Here is an 18,595-nt window from a genome sequence, read left to right as displayed (position 1 = left end):
AAATTAGAAACTGCAGTTAAACTGTAAAGTGTAATTACGCTGTGGTGCCAGTGTATTGTAATTACCGTTTGATAAATATTGCGGATCGATTCCTAAATCATTTTTAACCCACAGTAATCCTAAATTTCTTGCTGCAAAATTGAAACTCAATGACTTTATAAACGTTTTTTCTAACCATTGTGATGGTACATTATACCCCAAAGAAACCTGTTGTAACCTTACATTGTCCGCCGGCAGTACATTGATATCAGCATTCTGGTAGCGGTTTAAACTGTTGTAGCTGATGTTAGCAAGTCCGGGAACATTCGTAAAGGCTTCATCTCCGGCCTGTCTCCAGCGGTCAGCCACCAATTCGTCTTTGGCAACTGCCCCGTACTGAACTCCTGAATAAGAAGGATAGTTCTGTAACACTGTATTTCTGAATACGTGTCCGGCATAATAAGTAATCTGAACTCCTAATCTGAAATTTTTAAATGAAAAATCATTTACAAAACCTCCAAAATAAGGAGCAAAAGTAGTTCCCATTTTTTTCAGGTCTTCTTTCTCCATTACATTAATCCCCTGATTGGCATTAATGATGGTACCGTCTTGTTTATATACTGTGGACTGTCCCGCAGCATCCAGCCCGGCCCATTTATAAGCATAAATAGTTCCAATAGCATTTCCTAACATAGGTGCAGAACCAAAATACTGATTAACACTGTTTAAAAGATAACGGGAATCAGTTACTTCATTAGTGTTGTAAGCCAGATTAAAGCTGCTGTTCCATTTGAAAGCGCCGTTTACAATAACCCCGGAAAGGTTTACATCGACACCGTGTCCTTTAAGTGAAGCGGTATTGTAATTTAAATACCCCCAGCCGTATGTTGGATTAAAAGGTAAATTAGCTAAAATATCTTTTGATTCTTTGTAATACAAATCAACACTTCCTCTTAAACGGTTATTAAATACTCCGTAATCCAGACCAAAATTCAGTGTGGTAGTCGTTTCCCATTTAATATTCGGGTTTTCCGGTAACGAAATATAAGCAATTGGCAATTGGGTATTATAGTCGACAGATCCTACTCCAATAATAGCACTCTGGCTTCCGAAACCGCCTCCTGGCGCACTTCCGGCTTTTCCGTAAGTAACACGAAGTGCCAAATCGCTCAGCCAGTTAGTGTTTCTTAAGAAAACTTCTTTGTTAAGGTCCCATTTTGTTCCCACCGACCATAAAGGCAGTGCTCTGTTTTTTCTGGAAGCTCCCAATAAATTATAATCATCAAAACGTACACTTCCGGAAACATGGTAACGGTTCATAAAATCATACGATCCTAATCCGTAGTAAGACAAATAACGGTCTCTGTATTTGCTGATACTGTTATCAGAAGTACCTATCATAGTCTGCCAGCCGTAAATTGTAGTATAATAATCGGTTGGGTTTACAGACTGTCCGGAGTTGGTATCTTCATTATAGCCGTAATATCTCTGGCTGGATCCTTCTCTTCTTTCTTCTCTGATTTCAGAACCTGCTAAAAAGTGCAGACCATTGTTTTCATTGAAGTTTTTGTTAATGTTCATTTGTAAACGCATACTCTGCGATTCATTAGCAGAAGTTGTATTGTACAAATAAGAACCAACCGGGATTCCGTATACTAATTTTCGGGCTGTATTCACCGACGTTGCTTCATTAATCAGGTTTCGGCTGTAATAACTGTCTAATTCACTCAACGATTTGGTTTTATTACCAATAGAAGTATACATTCCTGACGCTTCAAAATTTAACCAGTTGGTAACGGTAGCGGTTAAACTTGCATTTAAACGAATGTTAGCTCCTTTGGTAATAACATTGGAATAATTCAATTCATCTAAATAATTGTAAGTCCATGGCAGATACCCCTGATTTTCAAAACCCTGTGCAATTTCAGGTCTGAAAATAACATAACGGTTAATTCCGTTTCCGTTTGCATCTGCAATCATATCATACGGACGTAAAGCGAAATTAGATACATTAGATAACGCTTCATTTGCCGTATTGTTTACCTGAAAACTGGAAGATACATAGTTAACCCCTGTATTTAATTTCAGGAAACTTTTAAGCTGGAAAGAATTGTTTAAAGTAATGTTATAAGACTGAGACTCGTTGCCTCTCATCGCTGCCTGGTCATTATTGTATCCTAAAGACAAATAGTAAGAACTTTTATCTGTTCCTCCGTTAACCGACAAATCGTACTGTCTGGTTAATGAACTTCTTAATAAATACTTGTTGATTTGCCCCAGATTGTCGTTTTGTGAAAGCTGGTTCAGTAATTGATCTCTTTCGGTCATCGAGATTTCGCCTCTCATTTGTCTGAACATGATGTTCTGGGCGGCACTAGGATTTTTGGCCTGCCAGTTACTGCTGTCGTCTACTACAAATCCGCCGCTTACCAGATCTTTTTCATAATCGATATACTGAGCGGTATTCATAACACGCAGTTTTCCTAAATCCATTCTTTCACCAATGGTCGTTGTAGTGTTAAAATTGATGGTTGGTTCTCCTTTTTTTCCTTTTTTAGTTACCACTACCACAACACCATTTGCGGCACGTGAACCCCAGATCGAACTGGCTGCGGCATCTTTTAAAACGGTTATGCTTTCAACATCATCAGGGTTCAGGTAACTTAAAATAGAACTTCCCGGAACTCCTCTTCTACTAAAGGCAAAATCATTAATAGGCTGCGGGAAACCGTCAATCACAATAAGCGGCGATCCTACTCCGCTATAGCTGTTTGTTCCTCTGATGGTTATAGAACCTGTTCTTGGATCTACATTTACCCCTGCCATTTTCCCTTCCAGTCTTGAAGCGACATCTACAGTAGGTACTTCGGCAAGTTCTTTGGCTCCTATCACTTCAAATGATCCGGTTACTCTTTCTTTTGGAATATCGGTATATCCGTTTGAAGCTACAACTGCCACGCCGGTAAGTTCCATAACATCCGGAGTTAGGACAACGTTAATTACTTTTTTATTGGCTACACTTACGGTTTTGGTTTTATAACCTAAATATTCGAAACGAAGAGAATCTGAAGCGGTTACAGCAATTCTGTAGTCCCCTCTTTCACGTGTAATATCCCAGTTTTTTAGTTTTCCTACCAATATTACATTTACTCCAATTAACGGATTACCGCTTTTATCAGTAACTGTACCTGTAACTTCATATTGTTCTTCCTGTTGTGACTTTTTGCTTTTTTTGATAACAATCTGTTTGTCAATAATAGTATAAGTCAGCCCCGTATTAGACAGTGCAGCATTTAATATTTCAGGAACAGTACCATATCCTTCTAAGCTTACTTTTTTCGCAGAAGATAATAAGTCGTCATTATAAAAGAATACGTAATCACTTTTCTGCTGAATGGCTGTAAAAAGCGATTGTAATGAAGCTCCCTTAACCTTAACTGAGATTTCATTCTGCGCTTTTGCCCCATTAGCATAAATACTGGTTAAACCTAAATACAGAACTAAAATGAATACTCTCATAAATAAAATAAAAGTAAGGTTGATGATTTTTTTAGGCAATAGCGAGCCCTTATCATGATTTTTATTCATAATTTTGTCTTAGTTATTACAATAATTGCATCCGCAATTAAAATTTTACATAGCCAAAAGATGTTCCAGCATCTTTTGGTTTTTTTTTGGCTGGTTAGATTAGTTTATTTTTGGATTCTGTTTTTATATCATAGGCATTTATAGTTTTTTGTTATTAGTATTTAGTTAATAGTTATTTCACGGGTATCTTCATTATATACGAACTCAAAACCTGTTGTCGCTTCTAATGTTTTTACCACTTTGTCTAAATCGTCATTCAGTTTAAAAGCTCCCGAATAGGTTTCTTTTGGGTTTATTTCTTTTTTCACTACAAAATCAACATTGTAGTAGCGTTTGAGTTTTTCTAATACTAAAGGCAGTCTTTCCTGCGAAAATTCATAGTAGCCTTTTCTCCATGAAAACAGTGGTTCTACATTTTGTGTAACCGCTTTAATCGTCTCTCTTTTTTTGTCTAAAGCGGCAATCATACCCGGTTTTAAAATGGTTTGAAGGGTATCGATACTAAACAAGCCCTTTTTAGTATAGGCCACCTGCACTTTTCCTCTTAACAAGGCAGTCGATACTTTTGCATCTTTTGCATAACTGCTTACATTAAATAAGGTTCCCAATACACGAACGCTGTAATTATTAGCTGCTCTTACAAAAAAAGGTTTCTTTTCGTTATGAGCCACATCAAAAATTCCTTCTCCTTCCAGATATACTTCTCTGTTATTTTTATCAAAAACGGCAGGATAAATTAATTTCGATCCTGAATTAAGCCAGACTTGTGTTCCGTCTGCCAGGCTCAGCTGTGCCCTTTTTCCGTAAGGAACCAAAACCGTATTGTATAAAAGTTCTGAAGATTTCTTTTGCTGAATCTCCTTGTTATTGACATTGATATTATTTCCCGAAGCATCATAAGCAATAGTAGTACTGTCGCCTACATTTACAGCTTCCTGATTCGATAACACTAACTGAACCTGATTGCTTTTCTCAAAAGAACCGTTTGTTTTTGTACTGTTGGCAAATGCTTCGATTGCATTAATTCGTACTGACTGAGGTTCCTGTTTAAAAGTCGCTACAAGTCCAAATAAAATACAGAATACGGCAGCCGCACTCCACGACATTATACGGAGTCTTCTTCGCCTGGTACGCTGCTTTTCGAATGCAATACTTTCTGCAATTCGGGCTTTTAAATCAGCTTTAGCTTCTTTGGGTAAAATTTTGAAATTTGGGTACAAAATATTTTTCTTTTAGATTCTATAGTACCATAAGAATCAAAAGGCAAAAACATAGACAAAAAAAATAATGTTTTTTTAAAGTTTTTTTAAAGTTTCGAACGAAGCTCTTTTAAAGATCTATAAATCAACGTCCTACAAGATTCCAGACTGATTTCTAAAGTAGAAGAAATTTCCTCATAAGATAAATCTTCGCTGTAACGAAGGTGAAGGGCATAACGCTGTTTTTTAGTTAATGAGGCTAAAGCCAAAGCTAAAACGGCGTTCTTGTTCAGCGTAATTTCGTTATGTATTAATTCTTCTTCTGCTGAATCAGTTTTATAAGTGCCTTCAGCCACCGTGTCCAGACGGATGACTTTGGTCTGCGATTTCAGTTTCTTAAAGATATCATTCTGAAGAGATTTGAACAGATAGGATTTCACTACAACTTCAGAAGCAATAGTAGAGCGGTAACGGTGAAGGTCTACGAAAATATCGTGTATGGCATCCTGCACCAATGCATCATCATTGGTGTACTGCATTCCAAACGTAAAAAGTACATTGATATACCGATCATACAATTCATGATAAGCCTGAACATCTCCTTTTTTTATTTGAGTCCATAAATCAATATCTCTCTTTTCATTCTTCATTGAAGATTATCCCGCTTTTAGACTTGTTTTCAGTACAAAACTAAAGAATTTCAAAAATTTTCAATTATTTTTTCATAATTATTTTAAACGACCTCAAAAATTGCTGAAATTTAGATAAAACACTGCGATTTTGATTTTTTCATAATTAAGATGTTCAATAATTTTCTTTTATTTATTGCAGTAACGACTAAACTTACAAATTTTTTTGGTAAAATTCAAGACCGTTTTTTTACCTATAATCTTAATACTACAAGAAATAATACTAAAAATGCGAAAGAGGCATTAAACAAGTACAATTCATTTACGATTTCTGTATTAATTCAGTTTTAAAAAAAGGATATTTTTTTCTGTTCCTGTTTCCCTTTACTATAAAAATAGTTTTACCTTAGCCATCATTCTTTAAATCTTAATTCCCAGCAGACATGATTAATTATAACGGTAAAGTTTTTAAACCAGTCAGTAATACTGAAAATGGAGAAACTTCCGGCGAAACCACTTTTTATTACCAACAGAACGGAAACATATTAACTTCTGAATATTCAGGAGGAAAAATAAAACAGGGGCATCTGATAGCACTTGTTGACGATAACGGAAATATTGATATGCGTTACCATCAGGTCAATGAAAAAGGCGAACTGATGACGGGCACCTGTAAATCGGTACCCGAAATAATGGAAAACGGTAAAATCAGACTGCACGAAACCTGGGAATGGACTTCGGGCGATAAATCAAAAGGACAATCTGTTATCGAAGAACAATAAAATTATGTTATTTACCCGGAGGAACCAGATCATCCAGATCTGATAATTTGTAATATTTAAGATTGTTCAGTTTCATGTATTTACAAATAAACTCCAGAGTTTCTATTTTAGTCTGGTAGTTTTCTGTTACTTCCTTTACAGGTTTATGACCGCATAAAAGCAGGATCTTATTGTGTTTTTTGGCATAATCGAGCAATTCCAGAACATACGGAATACTAAAATGGACATGACTGTTGTCTATGTCAAAGGCAAATACAATTTTGGAGTTATTAAAATAGCTGTCCTGTTTTTCAGGAACTTCACCTCCAAAAGCCCGGCCTCTGATAATTTTAAAATCGTCGGATAAAGCCTTATCGAGTTCATCAGAACGCATTCCGTAAGGATAAGCAAAGGACGTTACATTAAATTTTTTCTTTTTCATGGAAACAATCATAGGATCAATTTCCTGCTGCATATAGGCATCTATTCCGTTTTGTTTTACAAACTTTACCGCGTTGTAATGGTGATAGCCATGTCCGGCAATTTCGTGACCATACTTTTGCATTTCAAGGAGTGTTTTAATTTCCGGTGCCCCTATAGAATCTATACGGCAGACATTAAAAGTCGCTTTCCAGTTATATTTTCTCAAAACACTGTCTGCTTCGGACCACTCGTCGACATACGCATCGTCAAAAGACAAAAGCACACCTGCTTTGTAAGGCTTTGGTGTTTCTTTTGGTTTCTTGTTGTCACAGGAAAAAAAAGTAAAGAGCACTACTAATATCATTATTCTAACGGAAAGTACTTTCATAAGCAGCCTATTAAAAATGAAAAACGAAATGGAATTTTATATCCTATTGTATCTCAAATATAAAAAGTTTTTTAACATCTTTTACGAGCCTTTTCCAATCTGTAAACTTATTTTTTCTACCTTATTTTCGGAGAAATACTGTAAGTTTTAGTTACTTTTATGTCCTGTATTTCCCATCCTGTTATGATTATCAAGAAAAAACACCATTGGTTCAGAATGCTTTTTGAATGGAAAGGTTCTGTTTTACCACAACTCCTGCCAAGACTGCTTTTATTACTGCTGTTTTCACTTCTGGTAGTTTATTTTAAGCCTTTTCTGCTGGAACATCAGCTTCACATTAATCCGGCCGCTTTTACCTTATTCGGAATAACTCTGGCTATTTTCCTGGGTTTTAGAAATAATGTAAGTTATGACCGTTTTTGGGAAGGCCGAAAACTTTGGGGTGCTTTACTTAATGATACCCGTTCTCTTGCCCGACAGAGTATTACATTACTTACAGATCAGGAATACAAGTTGAAACAGGATGAATTTATAAACCTCCTTACGGCTTTTGTTTACAGCCTGAAACATCAGCTCAGACATACAGATTCTGAACCGGATATGAAACGACTGCTGCCCGAAGAACTGGCAGAACAACTGAAAGACAAACATTATAAACCCGTTATCCTTTTAAGAGAATTGGGAAACTGGGTCAAAGAAGCCCGTATTAACGGAAAAATAGACAGTATTACCCAATTAGCTTTTGATGACAATCTGAACAAACTTTCGGATATTACAGGCGGCTGTGAAAGAATTGCCGGAACACCTATCCCCTATACTTACAGCGTTTTACTGCACAGAACCGTTTACCTGTATTGTTTTATGCTGCCTTTTGGCTTTGTTGAAACACTGGGATGGATTACGCCTTTTATCATTGTTTTTATAGCTTATACCTTTGTAGCACTTGAAGCTATTGCCGATGAACTGGAAGAACCATTTGGTACACAACCCAATGATCTCGCTCTGGATGCTATGGCACAGATGATCGAAAATACGCTTCTGGAATTAAATGATAAAAAAATAAATCCTGTACCGCCTGCTGATGATTATTACATAACCTAGTTAATCAGCACCGCCATCGACACTGTCAAAAGTTTCTCTTTCCTTAGGCCGTATACTGTATTTTACAGAGACCATTGGGCCATAGTATACGTCAAACTGGGTTCCGTTGGTACGCAGCTGCATCTGCCCGATAATTCCCGCCAGAAAATGCAGATTGGGTGTTATTCCTGCACTATAATATACTGAAAGCCTGAAAATATCAAAGTGTTCTTCGGCATAATCCTTTGAGGCAAACTTGAGCATTAGTTCAGTATAATACCCTAAATTGGGTGCCAGAAACAAGGGTTTTTCTTTATTCTGACGCAGATAGTGATTGACTCCAAACCTTGCTCTGAGGCGTGGAATAGTCTGCGGAACACCATTTCTATCATCAAAAAATTTGGTTTCAAAACGTACCTGTTCAAAAATAGAACCTTTGGGCATATCCTGAGAAAATGTGCCCATTACAATGAGTCTGTTTTCGAGGGTTTCATAATTCCCGGCTTCTTCTACGGCATATTTCTGATTGTGGGCATATCCCAGCCAGAGTTTTATATTTTTAAAACCTGAATAAATAAGCCAGGGCCTTAGCACGACACGTTGTGTATACTCAAACGGATTACCGTTTGTATAAGCTCCCTGTGTCACTAACTGAATATCGGCCTGACCGCTTAAATGCCATTTATCGTAAATTGGAAAAGCAACGTCGGCTTCTTCAATAGATGCCGGAATAAAACCTATTGAATAGGGAGCATCCTGCGCTTTTGTACTTTGTAAAGCAATAAGACACAGCCCTGCTATAAAACCCTTTTTAATGATGTCCATAAGTTAATTTGTTAGGATTACAGCTTTACTGACTTAATCTTAAAAGAACCATATCAAATTAAAAACGATTTGTTTATTTAACCTATTTTTTTACAAAGAGTTAGGTTGCAGGTTATAACATGAAACAAATTTTACCCGGGTCTTTATTCAAAAACTGTTTAAAAGCGTCTGATATTTAAACGTCATTACAAATTGCTGTTTTATTAACAAAGAATAACAGCCCATTGCGTAATCCATTGTGAATTGGACAGACTGAAAAGTTTTGCCGAAGTTCCGTTTACAATATCGCCGCTTTCAACTCCAAGTGCGCGGTCGTACTGTCCGTGTTTTGGAACCAGTATATAATAGCCATTATCCAGTTTAAGAAACTTCCATCTCTGGTTAGGGCCGCCGTTTTTCTCCTGCAGTATAATAGCAGCTCCCATTTCACGACTGATGCCGCTTACATCCAAAACAGAATTTGGTGTGTTTTCTGCTTTCAGATAAAAAAAGCCGTCTCCTTCTCCGGTATCGATTAAACGCCAGCGCTGATTAGGCTGTTCGTTAGATTGATGAACAATAATGGCAGTACCGTTGGCTTTACCATTCCCGCTTACATCGAGACATTTACTCAGATTTAATCTCGGGTGAAGTTCTATTACCTCATTATGTCCGGGATAATCTTTATTTATAAAATGAAACGGATTACAGGAAATAAGCCTGCCGATTAAATTACCTGATATTTCCGGGAAATCCATTGGTATAATACCAAATCTTGTTTTCTCCTTGTCCCATAAATAATTTGTCATGAGAGGGTTTACCACTTTGGCAATGCTTTTAGGACCTTCGTCTCCCGTACCGCTTGAAAAATTAATATAAAACTTTGGTGATGCATAAGCGGCCAGATCAAAAGTCTTTTTAACATAATCTGTAAATTTTTTTTCAAAATGAGAATTCCACGATTTGTATTTATCCTGTACATGGTAATCTATCGAATTGTTTGTAAAAGATTTATCCCCATTATCAGGCCATTGATCCGAAAGATTCAGTCCTATTTCCGGGTTTCCTCCCAGCTCAAATCTGCGGATTAACACAATTTTGCCTCTAACCTCCCCCATGGCAGGTACTGTATTAGCAGTATAAAAAAGATTGGGATATTTAGGAATATTATAATGAACCAGATCCTCATAAAACTTCTTAATAGTGGATTTAAAAGGATCTTTTGACTCTAATTTTACCGACATGAAAATAGTTTCTGTTGGATTATCCCTTAAAAATATAAAACAATCTTTTAGCACAGTTTCCGTAAAACTAAGATCCATATCGGCAATGCCATGCCAGACCCATAAACTATGATCTTTACCACCCAGAATCTTGGGATATAAACGCATATCCAGAAAACGAATGCCCGCATTTAATTGTTCCGTGATAGACATCGACTGGCATTTGGTTAAAAAACTGGTATTTAAAGCACGGTAAGTACCACTGTCATGAGTACCGGGAATAGTAAGCAGTGTGATTTTTTTATCGTTAGGGATGTGTTCCATCCACTTTCTGTAATAATTTGCCATAACTTAAAGTTTTTTATTCGTATTCTTAACAAAAATAAAAAGTTACTACCAGCTCCACATAGGTATATCTACCTGTATTACAGTTCATAACATGAAAATTAAACAACAATTCGGGATTTATATGTAAAAGATCCAACTATTCCTGCTGTACTTTTACAGTATTCATTTAAAATACAGCCTCATGGAAAATGCGATCACAAACCACAACGAAAACTGCTGCAGTTCCTCTAATCTTAGATTTTTTTCAGGAGAAAACAATGAACTGGTATTTGTAAAAAGCTATAAAGGAGACTGGGGAGACTGGGATGAAAAACCTTTACATGATTCAGCCGCAGACAGTATTTCTGATTCAGCCGACTGTTCTTTTCCGAATTTTTAAGACCTCAGAATTTCCTCTGTAAAAGTTTAAAAACAGGTATTTCTACTTTAGATAAAGAAATCTAAATGGGCTATTTTTGGACGATAATTATTACAATACTCTTTATCAAACCCAAAAATAATCCTGAATTATGGAAGTAAATCCGGCTCAAAAACAAAAAAAAACGACTTTAAACAGTAATGATCTGGCTTATCATACCTGGGTAGCTGCACCAGACGGCCCTCAGATCATTCAGAATTTTCAAAACGGGGATTCTGTACTTGCTTTTTCTGCGAGCTCGAGCGATGGTTTAATCAAATTAACCTCTTCAGTATCCAAAATAATATTTAGTAACGGAACTCCCGAAGCCAGAATGTATTCAATGGTCTACATTCATTTTGAACTGGGCAATTCAACCCAAAGAATTGTTTGTACTTTTGATCAGCCTTTTTTATTGAGCAGTGGAAATTATATCACTGCCGGAAGACTTATTCCGGGAATGGAACTTGTAGACAAAGATGGTAATCCTGTTCAGATTACAAATGTAAGTATTGGAGAGTTTTATTTAGGAATTCAGGGCATTGCAACCGATGCTTCTTTTAATGCTATGCCGGACGGACATTTAATATTGGCAAATGGTGTCATCATGGGAGATTTTATATTTCAGATCAATTTCGCCCAACTGCCGGACGAACTGAAATATTAAAAAAAGCGCTGTCATTCAAAACCTTTTTTCTAATTTGTAACCTTAAAAAATAGTATGCCCTGGACTAGTCTTGAAAAACTATGGAAAAACTCCCTTGAACCTTCTGCTGCTGCAGCTGCTGATCATAACCAAATATGGGATGAAAGTATCAAGAAGCTCTATGAACTGGGAATTGGTATGGAAGATACTCTGCAGTTTTTATATTTTGAAAAACCCGATTTCGAAACCTTTAAAAAATGGATTATCAGCAGAGAGCGAAAAGCTGATACAATTGACTTAACTGAGGATGTTCTTTCTGAACAGGATTTAGAGTTCTGGAACAAAAACGGGTACATCGTTGTTAAAAATGCCATTTCGAAAGAAGACTGTGAAAAGACCCAGAAAGCCATCTGGGAATACTTAGGAATAGACCCGCATCAAAAAGAAACCTGGTATAAGGAGCATGAAAATCAAAAAGGTCTGATGCTTAATTTTTCGGATCACGAAACATTGAACAAAAACCGGCTCTCTCCCCGTATAAAAAAAGCGTACGAACAGCTTTATAAAACTACTCATATTTATAAAATCATTGATAAAGTCAGTTATAATCCACCCGAAACTAATGAATTTTCTTTTATGGGAAGCGGCTTGCACTGGGACATTAGTATAAAAAAACCGCTGGTATTTGGCTTTCAGGGACTTCTTTACTTAACCGACTGCGGACCAGATGACGGCGCTTTTCATTGTGTACCGGGTTTTCATAACCTAATAAACGACTGGCTGGATCAGATTGAACCCAATGAAAATCCAAGAAATAAAGCACTCAAAACCTTGCAGCCGAAACCTGTCATTGGAAATGCAGGTGATTTTGTAATCTGGGACAACCGGTTACCGCACTGTGCTACACCAAACAAAGGTCAAAATCCAAGAATGGTGCAGTACCTAACCTATCTTCCAAACGATTATAAAAGTGCCGAAGAATGGGTCTGAACCGTTAACGGAAATCGAAAATACTTTTAAGCTCCAAAATTGTCTTTCCAGAGGGAAGTACTTTTGGGGCTTTTACTAATTTTTCGGCCAGAAGATCTGTTGGAAGCGGTTTAAACTTAGTCAGGATTCCAACGGCATTTAGCGCTTTAAAAACTTTTACGGCCGCTTTTTCGCCCAGTCGGTCCGAATCTTCCCGGACCAGCGGACCAGGTCTGAAAATAATATACTGTTCAAAACGAAGTCCGGCTATATAATCTTCAAGTTCTCCTTTCATTTTAGAGTAAAAAACACTGCTTTTGGCTGATGCACCATAAGAAGAAACCAGTACAAAAGACTTTACTCCGTTCTCTTTAGCCGCAAAAGCAAAATCAGCCGGAATATCATAATCTATTTCCCACTGTTTCTCTTTGGAACCCGCAGCTTTTAAAGTAGTACCGAGACAAGAAAACAAAACATCGCCTTTTATCAGGTCTTTAAAAGAATCAACAGTATTAAAATCAACCAGCTGCTCTTTTAATTTGGGATGCTGCTTTCCTGAAGGTTTTCGAACAAAAATATGTACCTCTGTATATTCAGGATCTTCAAGCAGTTTATCCGTCAAATACTTTCCTGTTGAGCCTGTAGCTCCAATTACTAATGCTTTCATACAATTCAATTTGGACAAAGTTAAAGGTACACAAAATACAGCTATTCCTTATTTAAAAAACCATTATCGTTTTTTGACAGTTTAAACAAAGTAAAATTGACGTTTTAAACAAAATCGAAATCGCAGACCCGTTCTAATTTTGTCCCATAACATTTAAACATACAAAAAATGAAAACCAATAATTATCAGGGAAAACTGCAAAAACCGCTTCATTCAGGATTTAATACGAAATCAACTTCAGCCGAAGTAATCAATGGAATAGACCTAACCGGAAAAATTGCCATTGTTACGGGAGGTCATACGGGAATTGGATTAGAAACCACCAAAACACTTTCAGAGGCCGGAGCAACCGTAATAGTAGCAGCCCGTGATCTTGCCAAAGCTCAAAATAACCTTAAGGGAATAGCCAATGTAGAACTGGAAGCCCTGGATTTTATGAATCCGGACGCTATTGATTCTTTTGCCTTAAAGTTTTTAGCATCCGGCAGACCGCTTCACCTGCTGATCAACAATGCCGGAATTATGTGGGTACCTTTACGCAGGGATTCAAGAGGTTACGAATCCCAGCTGGTAACTAATTATCTGGGGCAGTTTCAGCTTACGGCAAAATTATGGCCGGCGCTTAAACAGGCTGATGGAGCACGGGTTTTAAACGTATCCTCTTTTGGGCACCAAATGGCACCGTTTGATTTTGACGACCCTAATTTTCTTCACCGTGATTATCATACCTTACAGGGATACGGCCAGTCTAAAACAGCCTGTAATTTATTTGCACTCGAACTGGATAACAGGGCTAAAAAGTTTAATGTAAGGGCATATTCCCTTCATCCGGGCAGTGTCCTGGGAACTGATCTGGGAAGAGAAGAGCCTATTGAATTATTCAAACAAATGGGCACTCATGATCAGGACGGAAACCTGAAACCGGAAGTTGCCGCTTTATTAAAAACAATACCGCAGGGAGCCGCTACCACTGTCTGGTGTGCTGTTAGTCCACAGCTGAATACCATTGGCGGGGTTTACTGTGAAGATGCCGATATAGCCGAATTAGATCTTGGAAATATCGAACATAAATTCGACGATCCTTCAACTGTACGCGGTGTTCAGCCCTATTCTTTGGATGAGAATAATGCTAAAAGATTATGGGATTTGAGCGAACGCCTTTTGGAAATCACATTTGATGTTTGTTAAAAAAGAATTATACCGTCAGGAATGTTATCTTTGGTTTATCATTGAACAGTACTGACGGTTAAAAATGAATTGTATGGAACATGTTTCTAAATATTTGACCAAAGAAATCAAACTTTCCTGTTATGAGGATAAGTTTTTCAAATCGGATCTGGTTTTTGAGGACCATATGCTGATCTGGTTTATATCTGGTGAGACCAAAATCATTCAGGCCGATGCTGTTTATACTTTTAAATCAGGTGATATTTTTCTGATTCCGAGAAATGTACTGGCCGCCATCATCAATTATCCTAAAAACGGACAGCCTCATAAAACGGTGGTGATGCATTTGTCAGCGAAGCGATTAAAAGAGTTTTATCAAAAAACAGAAGTCACTGTAAAAGCTGTCGGCGAACCTAAAATTATCAGTTACAGCAATCATCCGCTGCTCGAAAGCTGTCTGACTTCTTTGATGCCCTATTTTGACATCGAAGGTGAATTTCCAGAAAATATAGCCTCTTTAAAAATAACCGAAGCGATTAGTATTTTAAGAGAGATTGACAAAAAAACTGACAGCATTCTGGCGAGTTTTGATGAACCGGGAAAAATTGATCTGATCGATTTTATGCAGCGAAACTTTATGTTCAATCTGCCTCTCGAAAAACTCAGTTATTTAACCGGAAGAAGTCTCTCTACCTTTAATCGGGACTTTAAGAAATATTTCAAAACCACACCTCAAAGATGGCTTACCCGTAAAAGACTGGAATTGGCGCATTATCATATAGCCGAAAATAAAAAGAAACCAACCGAGATTTATTTTGAAGTAGGTTTTGAGAACCTTTCCCATTTTTCTTTTGCCTTTAAAAAACAGTTTGGCTACCCGCCTGCCGCTTTGGCGGAACAGCTGCATTAAGGTGCTAAGATCTTTTGTTTTAATCTCACAGAGGCGTAAAAACACAGAGTTTTTTATTTCTAAGTAGTATATTTAATACGGATAATATTATGTGAACTCTTAACGTCAGGATTAAATACAGCCCGATTTCCTTTCACCTTTGAACCTTTGTACCTCTTTACAACAAAAACTCATACCTTCCTGCCATACATTAAAAGTCTTTTAAAAGAATAAATTGCCGGGAGTTTGGGAAAATGTTTTGCTATCCGCTCTTTATAGGTTTTAATAAAAAGAGTCTGCTGTTCACCTTCCAGTCTTTCGATATACGGAATGAGTGCCGAGCCCGAAATAAAGTTGTACAGCGTATCATGATCTCTGGCAATAATAGGATATACTTTTTGCAGAATCTGAATATTTTCCAGACCGCCGTCAAAAAGTATTTGGGCATATTCGTCGATACTTAAAACAGGAGAATCTCTTTTATAGCCTTTCAGATCTGTTTTAAAAGGCTCTTCGTTTACGAGTTCAAGAAGTATTTTATTAAGTTTATTTTCGGGCTGAACAGGCATTTGTACAGCAAACTGGCCTTTCTCTTTAAGCAGTTTTAATAAAGCCGGAAACAAAGTTTCATGATCGTTTGACCATTGCAGGGCGGCATTACTGAAAATCAAATCCCATTTTTCTCCTGATTCCAGTATTTCTTCTGTTGTCGCTTGACGAAAGTGAAGCCGGTCGGTTTCCAGAAGTTTTGATTTTGCCAGCATTTCGGCAGAAGAATCTATTCCTGTAAAACGGGCTTCGGTAAACTTATCGGTTAAAATGGCCGTCTGTTCTCCGGTACCACAGCCTAAATCTATGGCTTTCATGTCGTCAACCGACTCAATAAATGCAACCAGATCATAAAACGGCTGATAACGGATATCTTTAAAGGTATTGTATATTTCGGGATTCCAGGGCATATTTCTATAACTTTAATTAGGCCAGACAAGTTACAAAATTCCAGTGAAACGAGTCTTTTTATTTATCCTCGCTTTTGGTTTTATGGTCATTTTTCTTCGGAATTTTATACTCATTTTGTTTTTCTGAAGAACTGGTATAAGTAGAACCATCTCCGGCATTTTCGCCGGGACCAATTCCTGTTCCTGTTCCGCCTTTTTCTGTTCCTGGAACGGTTTCTTTGCTGGGAATTTGAGTCGTACTGCTCTGTGAACCTGTATTCGGTGTTCCGGTTGTAGTAGTAATTGCGGTACTGTCTTTAGACTTTTTAGTGCTGTCAATCGGAACCGTACTGGTTTCCACCTCATCGCTGTATCCATCCTGCTTATTTTTACATGAAAACAAAAACCCGGTCATAAGAACGAGTATTACACTGATTTTAAATACTGACTTCATACTTCTGATTTTAATTTAATACTGGCTTAAAATTTTACTGCATACAAGGCAGCTGCAAAACATTGGCATTTAAAGGCTGTTCTATTTTTCTTTCTAATTTTTCAGTATTTACCGTTATATAAATCTCCATGGAACCCGTTCCTACCTGAAGGCCCAGAATATGTCCGCCATATGCGTCGAATTTATCATCAGCAGCTACACCATGAATGTGCAGAGTAGGTTTGTCATTATTCCAGGCTATAGAACCTGTAAGACTGCCCATTTCAACTTTATAAAATGTTTTAGGGTGGAATTTCTTCTGCCCAAAATCATAAAAACCAAAAGTGACTTCTCCCGCAAAACCTATTCCTGTAAAATTTGCTGACGGGATTTTTTGCTCTTTCGCAAGTTTTTCAATTTCCGCCGGAACATTGTCACCTTCCCGTAAAACCATCAGCCAGCCATAAGGTGTTTTAGTATAACGGCACTTTTGATTTTCGGCTTTCTGCTGTGCCTGAATTCCATTTACAATCACGTAAAAAAACAATACAAACACCACTTTTTTAAACGATACATACATAAACAAAAACTTAAAAAATTACAAAACTTTAAAATTAAAAGTATCCTGATACAAATGTTTACACGATTTGACCGGGATATTACAAAACTTCAACTTTGGATTTTAAATATGGATTGAGATGCAATAAATACGATTTTGGACTGTTATTAAAAGACAGAGTGTTTCAAAAGAAACATGGCATTTCTAAAAATTAATTAAAGTATATGAAAAAAATAGTGTTTCTGATCCTATTTAGTACTTCCCTGCCCTTTTATTCGCAGGAAGGTAAATACAAGCCTATTCAGTCCAAAACCCCGGAAAGCAAAGAAGTGATTCCGCCTGCTCAGACACCGCCTGCTGATGAGCCCAAACTTGCCAAAGATCCTATTGTTTTAAAAATAAACCCCGAAGAACTTTTCAGCAACAATAATCTGTATAAAAGGGAGGCCAATGTTGAAGGTGTTTTTTACAGACGAAACGAATATTTAGGGGCCTTTGTAACGAAATCACCAACGTCAACAGTTCGTTATCGTGATGCCGCTTTTGTTGACGGAGATAAAATCAGGGTATATCTAAATGATAAAGTAATTGAACCGGAAGTAAATTTGGTTGGAGAATTTAAAGGTTTTAAAATAGACCTGGTAAAAGGAATTAATAAAATTGATTTTGAAGCTTTAAACGAAGGTTCAGCATCCCCAAATACAGCTGAATTTCAGGTATACGATGACAAAGGAAATGTAATTGAAGCCAGTCAGTGGAATGTGGGAACCGGCTATAAAGCAGTTATCATTTTATATAAAGAGTAAGTCCAACTTCTGTTTAGTGAAGAAAGCCTGTAGTACCTTAGTATACTGCGGGCTTTCTGATTTTACAAACTTTTATGATATAAGTATAACCAACAAATAAATACTTATGATGTGTAAAATATTTATACCATAGACAGTCCAAAATAATAAAAAATCTCCAGAGGAGCGAAATATTCTATAATATTTCACGCAGATTTAAAAAAGATTTCAGCAGATTAGCGCAGATTTCTGGTGGTATAATCTGCTCAATCTGCGGGAAACTAATTTTTTCTCTCGCAGATTCTGCAGATCGGGCAGATTATTTTTGATATGCTTAAAAGCTATTTTGGACAGCACCAAAAATCCAACCTATGAAAAAGCTCCGGAGGAGCGAAATATTCTATAATATTTCACGCAGATTTAAAAAAGATTTCAGCAGATTAGCGCAGATTTCTGGTGGTATAATCTGCTCAATCTGCGGGAAACTAATTTTTTCTCTCGCAGATTCTGCAGATCGGGCAGATTATTTTTGATATGCTTAAAAGCTATTTTGGACAGCACCAAAAATCCAACCTATGAAAAAGCTCCGGAGGAGCGAAATATTCTATAATATTTCACGCAGATTTAAAAAAGATTTCAGCAGATTAGCGCAGATTTCTGATGGTATAATCTGCTAAATCTGCTCAATCTGCGGGAAACTAATTTTTTTCTCTCGCAGATTAA

Annotated in this window: 18 protein-coding genes; 8 read left to right on the top strand and 10 right to left on the bottom strand. The window is 37.0% G+C overall.

The window, feature by feature from the left end; translation table 11 throughout:
* Positions 1-3: 3 nt before the first annotated feature.
* The 3 genes from ACODST_RS25215 to ACODST_RS25205 form a co-directional block, all read right to left on the bottom strand.
* Positions 4-3,567: a SusC/RagA family TonB-linked outer membrane protein gene (locus ACODST_RS25215; protein WP_488934863.1), complete on the bottom strand. Its 3,564-nt coding sequence runs from the start codon at positions 3,565-3,567 to the stop codon at positions 4-6.
* A 161-nt stretch (positions 3,568-3,728) separates the two neighbouring features.
* Positions 3,729-4,787 (bottom strand): FecR family protein, encoded by a 1,059-nt coding sequence (locus ACODST_RS25210; RefSeq protein ID WP_488934862.1) that lies wholly within the window; start codon positions 4,785-4,787, stop codon positions 3,729-3,731.
* 86 nt (positions 4,788-4,873) lie between these two features.
* Entirely contained in the window at positions 4,874-5,416 is a 543-nt protein-coding gene (locus ACODST_RS25205; protein WP_488934861.1) for an RNA polymerase sigma factor, read from the bottom strand.
* A gap of 422 nt (positions 5,417-5,838) precedes the next feature.
* Here ACODST_RS25205 and ACODST_RS25200 point away from each other — a divergent pair, with 422 nt between their 5' ends.
* Entirely contained in the window at positions 5,839-6,177 is a 339-nt protein-coding gene (locus ACODST_RS25200) for an avidin-fold protein (protein ID WP_488934860.1), read from the top strand.
* A gap of 7 nt (positions 6,178-6,184) precedes the next feature.
* Here ACODST_RS25200 and ACODST_RS25195 read toward each other — a convergent pair whose 3' ends face one another.
* Positions 6,185-6,967, bottom strand: coding sequence for a polysaccharide deacetylase family protein (locus tag ACODST_RS25195; protein ID WP_488934859.1), 783 nt, complete (start codon positions 6,965-6,967; stop codon positions 6,185-6,187).
* A 183-nt stretch (positions 6,968-7,150) separates the two neighbouring features.
* On the opposite strand from ACODST_RS25195, the gene ACODST_RS25190 reads away from it, so the two are divergent.
* On the top strand, positions 7,151-8,068 hold the full coding sequence (locus ACODST_RS25190) for a bestrophin family protein (protein WP_488934858.1): 918 nt from the start codon (positions 7,151-7,153) through the stop codon (positions 8,066-8,068).
* Here the strand turns inward: ACODST_RS25190 and ACODST_RS25185 are convergent, their stop codons facing one another.
* Together ACODST_RS25185 and ACODST_RS25180 are read right to left on the bottom strand one after the other, a co-directional pair.
* Entirely contained in the window at positions 8,069-8,872 is an 804-nt protein-coding gene (locus ACODST_RS25185) for a DUF2490 domain-containing protein (RefSeq protein ID WP_488934857.1), read from the bottom strand.
* 203 nt (positions 8,873-9,075) lie between these two features.
* Positions 9,076-10,422 carry a phosphatidylinositol-specific phospholipase C domain-containing protein gene (locus ACODST_RS25180; protein ID WP_488934856.1) on the bottom strand — a complete coding sequence of 449 codons (1,347 nt, stop codon included), beginning with the start codon at positions 10,420-10,422 and terminating at the stop codon, positions 9,076-9,078.
* Positions 10,423-10,603: 181 nt separating this feature from the next.
* Here ACODST_RS25180 and ACODST_RS25175 point away from each other — a divergent pair, with 181 nt between their 5' ends.
* From ACODST_RS25175 to ACODST_RS25165, 3 genes are all read left to right on the top strand, one after another.
* Positions 10,604-10,801, top strand: coding sequence for a hypothetical protein (locus ACODST_RS25175; RefSeq protein WP_488934855.1), 198 nt, complete (start codon positions 10,604-10,606; stop codon positions 10,799-10,801).
* A 130-nt stretch (positions 10,802-10,931) separates the two neighbouring features.
* The gene (locus ACODST_RS25170) at positions 10,932-11,486 is read left to right on the top strand and encodes a hypothetical protein (RefSeq protein WP_488934854.1); all 555 of its coding nucleotides are present in this window, start codon (positions 10,932-10,934) and stop codon (positions 11,484-11,486) included.
* A 54-nt stretch (positions 11,487-11,540) separates the two neighbouring features.
* Positions 11,541-12,455, top strand: coding sequence for a phytanoyl-CoA dioxygenase family protein (locus ACODST_RS25165; protein WP_488934853.1), 915 nt, complete (start codon positions 11,541-11,543; stop codon positions 12,453-12,455).
* Positions 12,456-12,459: 4 nt separating this feature from the next.
* Here ACODST_RS25165 and ACODST_RS25160 read toward each other — a convergent pair whose 3' ends face one another.
* The gene (locus ACODST_RS25160; RefSeq protein WP_488934852.1) at positions 12,460-13,101 is read right to left on the bottom strand and encodes an NAD(P)H-binding protein; all 642 of its coding nucleotides are present in this window, start codon (positions 13,099-13,101) and stop codon (positions 12,460-12,462) included.
* Positions 13,102-13,269: 168 nt separating this feature from the next.
* Between ACODST_RS25160 and ACODST_RS25155 the strand changes: the two genes are divergently transcribed.
* Positions 13,270-14,289 (top strand): SDR family NAD(P)-dependent oxidoreductase, encoded by a 1,020-nt coding sequence (locus ACODST_RS25155; RefSeq protein WP_488934851.1) that lies wholly within the window; start codon positions 13,270-13,272, stop codon positions 14,287-14,289.
* Positions 14,290-14,362: 73 nt separating this feature from the next.
* Entirely contained in the window at positions 14,363-15,178 is an 816-nt protein-coding gene (locus ACODST_RS25150) for a helix-turn-helix domain-containing protein (protein WP_488934850.1), read from the top strand.
* Positions 15,179-15,348: 170 nt separating this feature from the next.
* Here ACODST_RS25150 and ACODST_RS25145 read toward each other — a convergent pair whose 3' ends face one another.
* The 3 genes from ACODST_RS25145 to ACODST_RS25135 are packed head-to-tail and all read right to left on the bottom strand — an operon-like array spanning position 15,349 to position 17,108.
* Complete coding sequence (locus ACODST_RS25145; RefSeq protein ID WP_488934849.1) at positions 15,349-16,116, bottom strand: methyltransferase domain-containing protein; 768 nt, start codon at positions 16,114-16,116, stop codon at positions 15,349-15,351.
* A gap of 58 nt (positions 16,117-16,174) precedes the next feature.
* Complete coding sequence (locus ACODST_RS25140) at positions 16,175-16,549, bottom strand: hypothetical protein (protein WP_488934848.1); 375 nt, start codon at positions 16,547-16,549, stop codon at positions 16,175-16,177.
* 34 nt (positions 16,550-16,583) lie between these two features.
* Positions 16,584-17,108 carry a PPC domain-containing DNA-binding protein gene (locus tag ACODST_RS25135; protein ID WP_488934847.1) on the bottom strand — a complete coding sequence of 175 codons (525 nt, stop codon included), beginning with the start codon at positions 17,106-17,108 and terminating at the stop codon, positions 16,584-16,586.
* 203 nt (positions 17,109-17,311) lie between these two features.
* On the opposite strand from ACODST_RS25135, the gene ACODST_RS25130 reads away from it, so the two are divergent.
* On the top strand, positions 17,312-17,893 hold the full coding sequence (locus ACODST_RS25130; protein ID WP_488934846.1) for a hypothetical protein: 582 nt from the start codon (positions 17,312-17,314) through the stop codon (positions 17,891-17,893).
* Positions 17,894-18,595: the final 702 nt, after the last annotated feature.

Source organism: Flavobacterium sp. FG19, from assembly GCF_057809475.1.
Note: the sequence above shows the minus strand (reverse complement) of the source record. Positions and strands in the feature narration are given on the sequence as shown.